Here is a 13,690-nt window from a genome sequence, read left to right as displayed (position 1 = left end):
TTATTCCCGGCGCCAACGATGTTTTTATCACGCGGCGAATACAGGAATAAACGCCGCCGGCCCGTGGTTCTCCCTGGTGCGAACCCGCACAACTCTCCAAGGAGTCGATCATGAAAAAGCTTTCGTTCATCGCTTTGTCGTTCGTCGTTCTCGCCGCTTCGTCGAGCGCATTTGCACAGGCCAAGACACGTGCTCAGGTGTACCAGGAATTGATCGAGGCCCAGCAGAACGGTCTCGACTACATTACCGACGCGTCGTACCCCGACGTCAGTCCCGTCTTCGCACGTCAGGTCGAGCAGCACAAGATGGCGCTCGCCGCGCAAGCGGCCAACGCCGCGAGCCACGTTGCGAACTCGGGCGCGCCGGCTGTCGGCGTCCATTGAAGCCGCATCGGCCATCGGCGCGCGGATGGGTTTGGACGGGCGCGCCGGTGCCGGATGGAATAGATCGTGGCGCGGCGTGTTTGCCCGTACGTTGGTCGATCAGTCGAGCGACCCATCGATCGATTCATCGATTCATCGATCCATCCGGCAAGGAGTTTCCGTGACACAACCCTCTGTACCCAAACCCAATCCCGCCGGCTCCGGCCCGCGGCCGATCTGCGTGCCGTGCCGGCTCGCCGCGATCGGCGCGGTCGTGCTCGCGCTTGCGGGCGGCTTCGCGTACACCGCGGGCTGGCTCACTCCCGCGCGTCTGAGCGCCCCGCGCATCATCGACACGTTCGAAGCGGTCGCGGGCCCGCATCCCGGCTATCGACGCAATCACGCCAAAGGCCTGTGCGTCGAGGGCTATTTCGACAGCAACGGCAATGGCGCGGCGCTGTCGCACGCAGAGCTGTTCGCGCCGGGTCGCACGCCGGTGTCGGGCCGCTTCGCGGTGCCCGGCGGCAACCCGTCCGCGCCCGATACGAGCTCGCCGGTGCGCAGTCTCGCGCTGCAGTTCCGGCTTCACGATGGCGAACAGTGGCGTACCGGCATGAACTCGACGCCGGTGTTCGCGGTGCATACACCCGCGCAGTTCTATCAGCAGTTGCTGGCCGCGAAGCCCGATCCCGCGACCGGCAAGCCGGACCCCGCGAAGCTGAAGGCGTTTTATACGGCCAATCCGGAGACGCAACCGTTCCAGCGCTGGGTCAAGTCGCACGCGCCGTCGTCGAGCCTCGCGAACGCCGCGTACTACGGCATCAACGCGTTCTGGTTTACCGATGCCCACGGCACGACGCGCGCGGTGCGCTGGGCCGTCGTGCCCGACACGGCGTACGCGCCGATCACCGCGGCGCAGCTGGCCGAAAAGAATTTCCTCGCCGCGGATCTCGACGAGCGTCTGCAACAAGGACCCTTGCGCTGGCATCTGCTATTGACCGTCGCGCAACCAGGCGACCTGATCAGCGACGCGACGCTGCAATGGCCCGACGACCGTCAGCGTGTCGACGCGGGGACGCTCGTGATCGAACGCACGACGTCACAGGAAGACGGCACCTGCCGCGACATCAACTTCGATCCGACGATCGTGCCCGCCGGCATCGCGCCGTCGGACGATCCGCTGCTCGCCGCGCGCTCTGCGGCCTACGCGCTGTCGTTCCAACGCCGCACGCGCGAGGAGGCGCTGCATCCCGAGATCCATCGAACCCAGCCAAACGGAGAGCACTCATGACGCGCACCGGCACTCATTTCAGTCCGCTCGCGCGGCTGCTGCACTGGACGATGGCGTCGCTGATCGTCGCGATGCTGTTTATCGGCGTGGGCATGGTGGCGACGGTATCGCGTGCTCACGATGCGTTGGTCGCGCTGCATCGGCCGCTCGGCATCGCCTTGCTGCTGCTCGTGCTGGTGCGGCTCGCGGTGCGCGTCACGCGCGGCAGTCCGCCATTGCCCACGCGCATGTCGAAGCCCCAACGACTCGCGGCGCATGCGTCGCACGTCGTGCTGTATGGGCTGATGCTCGCGATGCCGCTGATCGGCTGGGCGATGCTGTCGGCGGCCGGCTATCCGGTCACGCTGTTCGGTCCGCTGCATCTGCCGCCGATCGCACCGCACGACGTCGCGCTGTTCGCGCTGCTGCGCGCGCTGCATACGTGGCTCGCGTTCGCGTTGTTCGCGACGGTGCTGCTGCATCTTGCGGCGGCGTTGTTGCATGGGCTGATCCTGCGTGACGGGGTGTGGGGCAGCATGGCGCGCGCAGGACGCTGACAGCGGTCGAATCGGCCGGGCCGCGGTTCGAACGGACCGGTCCCAAACTGTCCGATCGGCCGCCCCTGCTATTTTCGTCCAACGCGTAAAATGGCCGGTTACCACAGGCAAATCGCAGCTGGACAGAATCGCCCGGGCGTCGCGAGTGAGCGTCGCCCGGCGCACTGTTTTGGCCCACGCGCTTGCCTTCGCCGGTTTGAACAGGAATGCACGCGGATGTCGTCAGTTTTCTTCGATCGGGAAAGTATTGCGGAATGGCTCGGTGAGCACACCGTCGCCAAGGCGCGCTCGGTGGGCGCGGTCAGCAACGTCAAATGGCAGGGCGACACGCTGTCGGGCGACGTGCAGGGCTCGCAGCCGCAGCCGTACCGGACGCGGGTTCGCTTTCGTACCGATGGCGGGTCGCCGTGGGCCGAAGGCGCATGCACGTGCCCGGTCGGCCGCAATTGCAAGCACGTTGCGGCGCTGCTGCTCGCGGAACTCGACTACCACGACGAGATGGATCACATCACGCAGGTCGAGGACGACAGCGATCCGGCAACGTCGGAGGTGTTCATCGCCCGACGGATCACGGTCCCGGGCGGGCCGGCGTCCGCATCACCATCACCCTCGTCATCTCCGGGTGTGCGCCCCGAGCTGGTCAGCTGGCTCGAGCGTTTTCGCGCGCGCGCCCGCGCGGCCGACGCCGCCGCCGAAAAAGATGCCGCCCGCAAGGTGGAAGCTCCACGCATGGAGACGCTCGCCTATCGGCTCAACTGGTCGAGTTTTCATCTGCGCCACGAAGTCGTGCTGCATCGCGCGCGCTGCGACGCGGACGGCGTGATCGTCGAAGTCGGCGACAGCTGGGGCGACGTCGAGGGCGCGCTGCTCAGGCAGCCGCGCTTCGTGTCCGACGAAGACCTGTCGATCCTGCGCGGCCTGTGGCTCGGCCGCTCGCGCGAGGATTTGGGCCAGTTCGTGCTGCGCGGCACGAGCGGCGCGGAGACGCTGCAAAAGCTGATCGCGACCGGGCGCCTGTTCTTCGACTTCAGGATCGCGCCGGGGCATGTCGGACCGACGCCGCTCGCTCGCGCCGCCGACCGGCCCGGGCGCATCGAATGGGAGCCGCTCGCCGACGAGCGCCTGCGTCCGGTGCTGCGCACCGAACCGCGCGCGAGCATGGTGCTGCCGACCGAGCCGGTCTGGTACGTGGACGGCGTTGCCAACGAGGCGGGCGTGGTGCCGCTGTCGCTGCCGTTCCAGCAACTGCCCGATTACCTCGCGATGCCGCCAATCTCGCTCGCCGAAGCGCCGCTCGTTGCGTCCGTGTTGCGCGAGATCGCGCCCGAGCTGCCGCTGCCGCCTACCAACGACGCGCCCGCGATTCGGGTGATCGACGTCGAGCCGGTGCCGGTACTGACGCTGAACAGCCACGCGCTGCCCGGTGCGACGAAGGGTATTAAAACGGCGAAATCGGCGAAATCCGCGAAAACCGTGGAGCGCAAGTCCGCGGCGGTCGAGCTGGCTGCCGCGAGCTTCGACTACGACGGCGTCAGCATCAACGCCGACAGCAGCGTGACGCTGGTGCCGCTGCCGGGCGGCGACGTGATTCACATCCGCCGGCGCTACGAAGCCGAGAAAAAGCGTCTGCTGGAATTGCGCAAGACCGGTCTGCAAAAGGTGCCGACGCGCAACATGCATGCGTCGCGTCTGTTGCCCGACACGATGCTTGGTCTGCCCGACGCGGACGCGTGGTCCGAGTTCGTCAACGACGCGGTGCCGGATCTGGTCGCGAAGGGCTGGCGCGTGACGATGGCGCCGGAGTTCCGCTACAACGTGATCGAGATCGACGCGATCGACGGTACCGCGCAGCAAGCCGGCGACGGCTGGTTCGATCTGGAGATGGGAATCCGCGTCGGCGAGCGCAACGTGCGGCTCGAGCCGCTGCTGGCCGACCTGTTCCGGCGCGACCGGCGCTGGCTCTCCGGCGCGCTGGAAAGCATCCGCGACGACGAGCCGATCGAACTGAAGACCGAGGAGAACAAGCGCCTGCGGCTGCGCGCCGATCGTCTGAAGCCGGTGGTGCGGGTGCTGGTCGATCTGTTCGATTCGCTGGGCGGCGCGCTTGCCGAAGGCGCGCCACTGCGCGTGCCCGCGGTCGACGCCGGCCGCCTCGATGCGCTGCACGACACCGGCCGCTGGCAGTTCAGCGGCGACGCTTCGATCCGCGAGCTCGCGCGTCGCCTGCAAGCCGGTCCGGGTCTGCGCGAAGTACCAGTGCCGCGCGGTCTGAAGGCCGAGCTGCGCGCGTATCAGCATCAGGGCCTGAACTGGATGCAGTTCCTGCGCGAACAGGATCTGGCCGGCGTGCTGGCCGACGACATGGGGCTCGGCAAAACCGTGCAGACGCTCGCGCACATTCTCGCGGAGAAGGAGGCCGGGCGGCTCACGCATCCCGCGCTGATCGTCGTGCCGACTACGCTCGTGCACAACTGGCGCGAGGAAGCGCGCCGCTTCGCACCGGAGCTGAAAGTGCTGGCGCTGAACGGGCCGCAGAGGAAGGAGCGCTTCGAGCAGATCGGCGAACACGAACTGATCCTGACCACTTATGCGCTGCTTTGGCGCGATCAGAAAGTGCTCGCCGAACACGACTACCATCTGCTGATTCTCGACGAGGCGCAGTACGTGAAGAACGCGAGCACCAAGGCCGCGCAGGCGATTCGCGGCTTGCGCGCGCGGCATCGGCTGTGTCTGACGGGCACGCCGCTCGAGAATCATCTCGGCGAACTGTGGTCGCAGTTCGATTTTCTGCTGCCGGGCTTTCTCGGCAGCCAGAAGGACTTCACGCGACGCTGGCGCAACCCGATCGAAAAGAACGGCGACGACGTGCGCCGCGCGTTGCTCGCGCGCCGGATCCGGCCGTTCATGCTGCGCCGTCGCAAGGACGAGGTTGCGAAGGAGTTGCCGCCGAAGACGACGATCGTGTGCCCGGTCGATCTCGAAGGCGCGCAGCGCGACCTGTACGAAACCGTGCGCACGGCGATGCAGCAGAAGGTGCGCGCGGCGGTCAGCGCGCAGGGGCTCGCGCGCAGCCACATCATCGTGCTCGATGCGTTGCTGAAGCTGCGCCAGGTGTGCTGCGATCCGCGGCTCGTGCGCACCGCCAGCCGTATCACGGACGGCGCGGGCGCGAGCGGCGGCGAGCGCGCGATGCGCTCGGCCAAGCTCGATCTGCTGCTGTCGATGCTGCCCGAGCTGATCGAGGAGGGGCGTCGCGTGCTGCTGTTCTCGCAGTTCACCGGCATGCTCGCGCTGATCGCCGAGGCGCTCGACGAAGCCGCGATCCCGTACGCGATGCTGACGGGCGACACGGCCGATCGCGTGACGCCGGTCGAGCGATTCCAGCAGGGCGAGGTGCCGCTGTTCCTGATCAGCCTGAAGGCGGGCGGCGTGGGGCTGAACCTGACCGCCGCCGACACGGTGATCCACTACGACCCGTGGTGGAACCCGGCCGCCGAGAACCAGGCGACCGACCGCGCGCATCGGCTGGGACAGGACAAGCCGGTCTTCGTGTACAAGTTGATCGCGGCCGGCAGCATCGAGGAAAAGATCGTCGAACTGCAGGAGCACAAGGCCGGGCTCGCCGACAGCATTCTCGCGGAAGACGCGGCGGGCGCCGCGAAGTTCTCGGACGACGACCTGGACGCGCTGTTCGCGCCAATGCCGGAGATCGAAGGCGCGCGCTGACCGCGCGAGCCGCCGTCCGAACGAGGCAACGCAGACCGGCCGCGCCGACACGTAAGTGGAAAATCCGACGCGTTGCAGCAACGCCAAAGGGGCCAGACTGTAACAAAAAGTCTGTGTGTGTAAGTTGCCGGCGAAGGGGACTTCAACTCATACCAATTTCGGACTCGCGCGGCGTAAGACTTGCGGGCCGGGCGCAAGCTTACAGCGTGTAATAAATGCTTGTGCAGCGGTTACAAAGGAAGTTCTTTCATCTTGAGCACGGCTTTGCGCCGGGCTAATGTAACGTTACTCGCGCGGTTAGACCCCGGCGAGCGTGTGTAGTGTTTTTGGGCGGCGTTGCTTCGACAGGGGCGACGCCGCATTTTTTTGCCCGCGACCCTGACGCGGTGCATCACGCGCTGGCGATCCGTCACCCGTCGCGTCATTGCATCGATCCTACCAATGCGTAGCGTCTGATGCCTTCCCACAAGTTGAGGCTTGCGTCTGGCTTTCAATCTTGTCAATTGCCCCGAATGACAACTCACTAGCGACGAAATCTAACAATGTTTAAACGATTTATTTTGAGATTATTCTTATACTGAATACGCAATTGTTAAATAAGAGTATTTTGAAGGAATCTTAAGACGGATAAGCGGACGTGAGACCAAAGTCCGCGCCATCAAGGCTCTGCGATCTGCAGTGTGACTACGTCGCACGCGCCGCCCGGTGCTGGCCGAGCGGAAGAACGTAAAAAGCGTGTGAACCGTTTTCAATTAGGGTTTTTCGCGACGGATTGTCGGTACACGGCAAGCGAGAAAAATGAGGGTTTTCGATTATCATGATCTGCCCTGCATAATCGCTATGGAAATTAGATATATGCGCTGATTTCGGCTTCACGAAAGTAGCGTCATGGCGGGGGTACGGCGAGGGACCATTAATCAGGAAGTAGCAGCCGGAGTTTTTTGGGAAGCCGGATCGGCGGTGCTGTGCCGTCATCCCGGTCGTCAGCCGGTTTACCGGCCGTCAGCCATGAAGGCGCTGTTGTGTTGTGGGGTTTTATGAGAATTGCTGTCCTCGATGATGATTCGGCTCAGGCCGATCTTGTGTGTCAAACGCTGTCCGCCGCTGGACACGTCTGTCACGCGTTTGGCGCAGGGCGCGAACTCGTGCGCCAGTTGCGTCGCCAGACGTTCGACCTGCTCGTGCTCGACTGGAACGTTCCCGACATGTCGGGCGAAGAAGTGCTGCGCTGGGTGCGCGAGAGCCTGTCCGAGCGCTTGCCGGTGCTGTTCATGACGAGCCGTGGTCGGGAAACCGACATCACTTCGATTCTGAATATCGGTGCGGACGACTACCTGGTCAAACCCGTGTCAGGGGCGGTGTTGCTTGCGCGGGTAGGCTCGCTGCTGCGTCGAGCCTATTACCTGAAGCCGCCGGCGACCAAGGAAGTGTTCGGCGACTTCGAGTTCGACCTGAGCGCCAAGCACGTCGTCGTGCGCGGCACGCCGGTCTCCGTCACGCAGAAAGAGTTCGAGCTCGCGCTGCTGCTGTTCCAGCATATGAGCCGGCCGCTGTCGCGCGCACACATTCTCGACGTGATCTGGAAACAGGCCACCGATATCCCGTCCCGCACGATGGACACCCACGTGTCGATGTTGCGCAGCAAGCTCGGTCTGCGCCCGGAGCAGGGTTATCGGCTCACGCCGATCTACGGTTATGGCTACCGCCTCGAACGGATCGAAGCCGACCCGCCCCCGGCCGCCGACGACGAACCCACTGAAGAAGCGGGGGAGGCGTGACGGCCTGCATGGCTGGGGCGGTGTGGGGCAGTGCCGCCATGCCCGGCCGCCGCGCGGCCGCGTGGCTTGCCGCGGCCTGTCTGATTGCAACGGGCGCGTCCGGCTGGAGCGCGCTCGCGCACGCGCAGCCCGCGCGCGGCAAGTCCGGTGCGAAGGCGTCGCCGGTCTATGCTTCGTACACGACGCACGAAGGCGACACGCTCTACGACATCGCCGCCCGCTACATGGCCGACCCGACCGACTGGGCGCTGTTGAGCAGCCTCAATCACGTGCCCGCGCCGCGCCGCATGCCGGCCGGCATCGTGCTGCGTCTGCCGTCTCAAAGGCTGCGCCAGGATCGCGACACGGCGCGCGTGGTTGCGACCAGCGGTCCGGTCGAGCACGCGTTCGACTCGAGCCCTTACCTGCCGTTGAAAACCGGTGCAACGCTTGCCGAAGGCGACCGCTTGCGTACCGGCGTGAACGGTTTCGCGACGCTCGAACTACCCGACGGGTCGTACGTGACGGTTGCGCAGAACGGCGAACTCAATATCGAGAAGCTGCGGCACGTCACGCTGACCGGCGCGGCTGATCGCATCTTCGACCTGCGCGCCGGCGAGGTGGAGAGCCAGGTCACGCATGCGACGAGACGCGACGATCGCTTTCAGATCCGTTCGCCTTCGGTGGTCGCCGGGGTGCGCGGCACGCGTTTTCGCGTCGATTACGACGGCGGCACGCAGACCACCGCGGTGGCCGTGCTCGATGGCGCGGTCGGCGTCGATCCGGCCACGCGGCATGGCCAGAGCGCCGCGCCGGCGCCAGCGCCAGCGCCGGGCAGACCGTTGCAGGCGTCAGAGCAACTGGTCAAGGCAAGCTTCGGCAACGTCACGCGCTCGGGCGGCGCGATTGGCAGTCCGGTCCAGCTGTTGCCGGCACCCGCGCTCACGAAGCCTGCACGCGTGCAGGACGGCAAAACCGTTGCGTTCGACGTCAACCCCGCCGAGCACGCGGTCGGCTATCGGCTGCAGATTTCGCACGACGCCGATCAACTCGACCTGGTGCGCGACCTGCGCGTGAGCGCACCGCACGCCGACTTCGGCGACCTCCCGGACGGCACGTACTTCGTGCGGGTCGCGTCGACCGATAGCAACGGCCTCGACGGCCTGCCGAACGTGTACGCGTTCGAGCGCCGCCAGTTGGGGCTGGACGCTTCGGCCGCGCAGCGTGCGAATGGCCGCGACTACGAGTTCCGCTGGTTCGTCAGCCACAGCGACGTGCCGACGCGTTTCCGCTTCGTGCTCGCGAAGACGGCCGATCTGAGCCAACCGGTGGTTGATCGTACCGATCTGCCCGGCGGCGAACTCGTGATCACCGATCTGCCGCCCGGCGTCTACTACTGGACGATCGTCGCCGAGCAGTTCGACAACGGCCGCTTCTACGAAAAGAGCAGCCCGGTCCGCTCCTTTACGCTGGCGCGCTGACGCTGTTAGATTCTCGGGGCCGGCCTGGCGGCCGGTCCGTGCTCCCGTTCCCGACCACATCGCCCTTTGCCCGCCACTTCTACGCGACTGAGCCTCGATCCGCGCGCCCGTTTCGGCCGGCGCGCCGGCCGGCGCTTTCTGATCGAGTGGGTCAGCGTTGGCTGCCTCGGCCTCGTGGTGATCCTGCTGACGTCGTTCGGGCACGTCGGCGCCGCCATCGATCTGCTGGTGTACGACCAGTTTCTGAAGCTGCGCGGGCAGCCGCTGCTCTCCGACATCGTCGTCGTCGAGATCGACAACGCCAGCATCGACCAGCTCGGCCGCTGGCCGTGGTCGCGCAGCGTGCACGCGCGGCTGCTCGAGCAGATCGCCGCGGCCAAACCCGCCGCGGTGATCTACGACGTGCTATTCACCGAGCCCAACGTCGACGACGCCCAGCTCGGCCATGCAATCGCGCTGAGCCCGACCTATCTGCCCGTGCTGCTGAAGCCGCCGGACGCGAGCGGTGAGCGCACCGTCGACGAACCCGTCGCGCCGCTTGCGCAGGCCGCGGCCGGGCTCGGTCACATCAATTTCGAGGTGGACAGCGACGGCATCGTGCGCAGCGTCGCCCGCTTCCAGGGCGACGAGCGCTCGCGGTGGCCGCAGCTGACGGTACTCGTCGCCGATGCGGTTGAACGCGGCAAGCTGCATCTACGCGGCGGGTTGCCGCCGCGCCGCTCGAACGAGCCTGCGCGCGGCAGCGACGACGGCGGCGAAGACCGCTTCCTGATTCCGTTCGGCCCGAACGCCGCGAACTACGCGAAGCTCAGTTTCGCCGACGTGCTCGCCGGCAAGGTGCCGACCGACCAGCTGCGCGGGCGCATCGTCGTGATCGGCGTGACGGCGTCGGGTCTGTACGACCGCTTCGCGACGCCGGTATCGGGCGAGCTCGGTCCGCTGCCCGGCGTCTACATCCACGCGAACGTGCTCGACACGCTGCTGACCGGCCGCGAGATCCAGCCGGTCGCGCTGTGGGTCGTGTTCGCGGCGGCGCTCGGGCCGCTTGCCGCGCTGCTTGCCGGCTTTCTCGTGCTGTCGCCGCGCCGCTCGCTATTGCTGACCGGTGCGCTGATCGTGCTCGCCGCGGCCGGCAGCGCGCTGCTGCTCTACGGCGGCAGGCTGTGGATCTCACCGGTGCCGGCGATTCTCGGCGTCGTGATCGTCTATCCGATCTGGAACTGGCGGCGCCTCGAAATGACGATGGCGTATCTGCGCGGCGAACTGCAACGTCTCGCCGACGAGCCGCATCTGCTGCCCGAAACGCCAAAGCGCCGCCGTGAGTTCGGCGGCGACGTGCTGGAACAGCACATGGCGCTGATGGCTCAGGCCGCGCAACGGGTGCAGGACATGAAGCGCTTCGTGTGGGACAGCCTCGACAGCGTGCCGGAGCCGATTCTCGTCAGCGACGTGGCGGGCGTCGTGCTGATCGCGAATCACGCGGCGAAAGCGCATTTCGCGCGGCTCGGCGCGCCGATGCCCGAGGGCCAGCCGATGCGCAGCGTGCTCGGCGGCCTCACGCTCGTCAAGACGATCGACGCCGGCGCGGCCTCGGACAACGAGCGCAATCTGTCCGCGCACGCGCACTGGCCGGCATTGCTCGATCCGACGCGCGGCGAGTTCGCGGCGCTGATGGTGCAGGGCGTCGAGGTGCGCGACGCGAACGAGCGCGACCATCTGCTGCGCTATGCGACCTGCACCAACGCGCAGGGTGAGACGACCGGCTGGATCGCCGGTCTCGTCGACGTGTCGGCGCTGCATGCGGCCGAGCGTCAGCGCGAAGACGCGCTGCGGCTGCTGTCGCACGACATGCGCTCGCCGCAGGCGTCGATCATCGCGCTGGTCGAGATCGAGCGCGCGCGGACCGAGCCGGCGCTCGCGCGCAGCCTGCTCGAGCGGATCGAACGCTACGCGCAACGCGCGCTTACGCTCGCCGACGACTTCGTGCAACTGGCGCGCGCCGAATCGCAGGCCTATGTGCTCGAGCCGCTGAGCCTGACCGAGCTGGTGATCGATGCGAGCGACGAGGTCTGGCCGCAGGCGCACGCGAAACGCATCACGCTGCATACGGAGACCGGCGACGACACCGCAGACGATCCATGGATTTGCGCCGACCGCTCACTGATGACACGCGCGCTCGTCAACATTCTGAACAACGCGGTCAAGTACAGTCCGCCCGACACGCGCATCGTGTGCAGCTTCGCGAGCCAACCTGCGGCAAAGCGCGCGGGCAGCGCGGCGCCGCGCGTGTCGTGCACGATCCGCGACCAGGGCTATGGCATTCCGAAGGAGCAGCAAGCGGGGCTGTTCGAGCGTTTTCGCCGTTTTCACGAGGCGGAGCGGCCGGAAGTGGGCGGTGCGGGGCTCGGCATGGCGTTCATCAAAACCGTCGTCACGCGCCACGGGGGTAGCGTCGAGGTCGTCAGCGCGCCTGGCGAGGGGACGGCCTTTACGATCTGGCTGCCCGCGCTCGACGACGCGCCACTCGACGAATTGAGCTCACCGCGCGCTTGAGGCGCCTTCGACGTATTCGATGTACTAGAGAGAAAAAGAAATGACAAAGATCGCTCATCTCTGTGCGGCGTTGGCCGCGGCGAGCCTCAGCGCTTGCACGGGCCTCGGTGCCGATGTACACGCCGTCTCCGCTAACGGTGCCGACCACGCCGTTGCGCTGCAAGGCGAGCAGACCTATTCGCTCGCGCGCACGCAGCCGCAAGAGGATAGCGCCGACCATCCGCAAGCCGAAAAGCTGCTGAGAGACGAGCTGTCGAAACACGGGTTCGTCGATACGGCGGGCAAGCCCGCGCACTATCTGCTGTCGATCGCGTATAGCACGCGGCCGGCGTCGATTGGCATCGGCGGTGAGGAATGCGCGCCCCCCGATTGCGGCGCGGGCAGCGACGGTCCAGCCGCGCTGCTGTTCGGGCGCGAGTATCAACATGCACTGACGCTGCGCTTTTTCGACTACGCGAGCGGCACCGAGCGCTACAAGGTCAGCGCGGTGTTCATGGATCGCGATGCGGACCCGCTGCATGCGCTGCCGCTGCTCGTGAAAGCCGCGCTCGCGAAGCTACCGTTCGACGCGCCGGCCGACTGGCGCGTGAAGCTCAGTATCGACAAGGCGAGCGGCGTGCCGAACGTCGAGTCGATGAAGCCGCTGCAGCGTTGAGACGCAGCCGGGGTTGTCGGGGCCGTGTCACGGCGGCCGTCCACCTCAGTTATTCCTGCGCCGGCTCATCCGGATCATGGGGCGACTAGCGTGGGAATCAATGCGGGTCCCGAGGGGTTGCGAATGAACCGTCCGTGAAAATCTCGGTTGCGCACTACATTGCGGTAGTCGCGTTCACGGTTTTTGGGTCGCCAGCTCTCAGCATCCAGCGCAAGGTGTCGATGAACGGAATGGACTCGACGGTCGGCACTAGCGAGCGCAGCTTGACCGGCGATCCTGCGAGCATCTTCACCTCCGTTCGTCGGACGAAAGCGGGGTTCACGCGGATTTCCAGCTCATGACCCGTCAGGTCGCTCGCAGACGACAGGATGTCGCGCAGGGTATAAGGCGTGCCCGTGCAGACGTTGACGGTCTCCCCCGCGGCCTGAGAATCAAGTAGCGCTTCGTACACGCTCGCCACGTAACGCACGTCGGAAAAATCGCGCGCCACGTCGATATTGCCCAGTTCAATGGACGACTCACGGCGCGCGAAATGCTCGACGATCTTTGGTACGAGAAAGTTTGAGGTCTGTCCGCGGCCAGTGTAGTTGAACGGCCGCACGATCACGATCGGCAACTGGTCGAACCAGGTGCGCACCATGGTTTCCATCGCCGCCTTGCTTGCCGCGTAGTGATTGACCGGCCGGGTCGCGAAAGTTTCGTCGATCGCATCGCTGGTCACGTTGCCGTAGACGTTTGCGCTGCTCGCAATCAGCAGCTTGCGCGGCGTATGGCCGACCTGCGCGCAGGCTTCCAACAGATTCAACGTGCCGATCACATTTACGCGATAAAAATCGAGAGGATCGTCATGTCCGACGAAGCTGATCGCGGCCAGATGCACGATGTAATCAGGTCGTACGCGATCGATCGCGCTCCGGCACGCATCCGGCGACGTGATGTCTAGCCGCAGGCGCGTCGGCGTCTCCGGCTGGTCGCGGGCGCCCATCGTCTCGATTACGGTGTGGCCGCGAGCACGCAGTTTTTCGACCAGATAACGGCCAGTGAAGCCACTCGCACCGGTAACGAGCGTACGCATCGGTTGCCGCGCCTGAGAAAACGGCACGCTTTTTTCTTCTGTGGAGATTGTCATGTTGTAGCGCAATATCGCCGGGTGTCAGGATTCACGCCCGCTGCGGCCCCTTAGCGCAATATCAAATTTTCGAGCATATATTATGCCATGCTGATCATCGCGGAATGCGGCACAGTCTTGCGTCTTTACCACAAATTTCGACTGCTCCGTTTCATCTGATGATTACTCCACCATTTGAAAGCGCTGCAGTGCTGTGCCGT

9 protein-coding genes are annotated in these 13,690 nt (G+C 65.7%); 8 read left to right on the top strand and 1 reads right to left on the bottom strand.

The annotated features are described in order from the left end of the window. The first annotated feature begins 110 nt into the window (after positions 1-110). The 8 genes from L0U84_RS28480 to L0U84_RS28445 all read left to right on the top strand — a co-directional run bounded on the left by L0U84_RS28480 (position 111) and on the right by L0U84_RS28445 (position 12,361). Entirely contained in the window at positions 111-383 is a 273-nt protein-coding gene (locus tag L0U84_RS28480; RefSeq protein ID WP_233855059.1) for a DUF4148 domain-containing protein, read from the top strand. A 160-nt stretch (positions 384-543) separates the two neighbouring features. After that, the gene (locus tag L0U84_RS28475) at positions 544-1,653 is read left to right on the top strand and encodes a catalase family peroxidase (protein ID WP_326491206.1); all 1,110 of its coding nucleotides are present in this window, start codon (positions 544-546) and stop codon (positions 1,651-1,653) included. After that, positions 1,650-2,189, top strand: a complete 540-nt coding sequence (locus L0U84_RS28470) for a cytochrome b (RefSeq protein WP_233855057.1) — start codon at positions 1,650-1,652, stop codon at positions 2,187-2,189. Before L0U84_RS28475 ends, L0U84_RS28470 begins: the two co-directional genes overlap by 4 nt. Before the next feature lie 216 nt (positions 2,190-2,405). After that, on the top strand, positions 2,406-5,915 hold the full coding sequence (locus L0U84_RS28465; RefSeq protein ID WP_233855055.1) for a DEAD/DEAH box helicase: 3,510 nt from the start codon (positions 2,406-2,408) through the stop codon (positions 5,913-5,915). 1,037 nt (positions 5,916-6,952) lie between these two features. Next, the gene (locus L0U84_RS28460; RefSeq protein ID WP_233855053.1) at positions 6,953-7,693 is read left to right on the top strand and encodes a response regulator transcription factor; all 741 of its coding nucleotides are present in this window, start codon (positions 6,953-6,955) and stop codon (positions 7,691-7,693) included. A gap of 38 nt (positions 7,694-7,731) precedes the next feature. Next, positions 7,732-9,153 carry a FecR domain-containing protein gene (locus L0U84_RS28455; RefSeq protein WP_233855051.1) on the top strand — a complete coding sequence of 474 codons (1,422 nt, stop codon included), beginning with the start codon at positions 7,732-7,734 and terminating at the stop codon, positions 9,151-9,153. Positions 9,154-9,219: 66 nt separating this feature from the next. Next, positions 9,220-11,706 (top strand): CHASE2 domain-containing protein, encoded by a 2,487-nt coding sequence (locus tag L0U84_RS28450; protein ID WP_233855049.1) that lies wholly within the window; start codon positions 9,220-9,222, stop codon positions 11,704-11,706. Between the two features lie 40 nt (positions 11,707-11,746). After that, on the top strand, positions 11,747-12,361 hold the full coding sequence (locus L0U84_RS28445) for a DUF4136 domain-containing protein (protein WP_233855047.1): 615 nt from the start codon (positions 11,747-11,749) through the stop codon (positions 12,359-12,361). Between the two features lie 154 nt (positions 12,362-12,515). Here the strand turns inward: L0U84_RS28445 and L0U84_RS28440 are convergent, their stop codons facing one another. Next, positions 12,516-13,490, bottom strand: coding sequence for a GDP-mannose 4,6-dehydratase (locus L0U84_RS28440; protein ID WP_267939965.1), 975 nt, complete (start codon positions 13,488-13,490; stop codon positions 12,516-12,518). Positions 13,491-13,690 lie beyond the last annotated feature (200 nt).

It is taken from the genome of Paraburkholderia sp. HD33-4 (assembly GCF_021390635.1).
In the GTDB taxonomy this organism is placed as follows: Bacteria; Pseudomonadota; Gammaproteobacteria; order Burkholderiales; family Burkholderiaceae; genus Paraburkholderia.
Note: the sequence above shows the minus strand (reverse complement) of the source record. Positions and strands in the feature narration are given on the sequence as shown.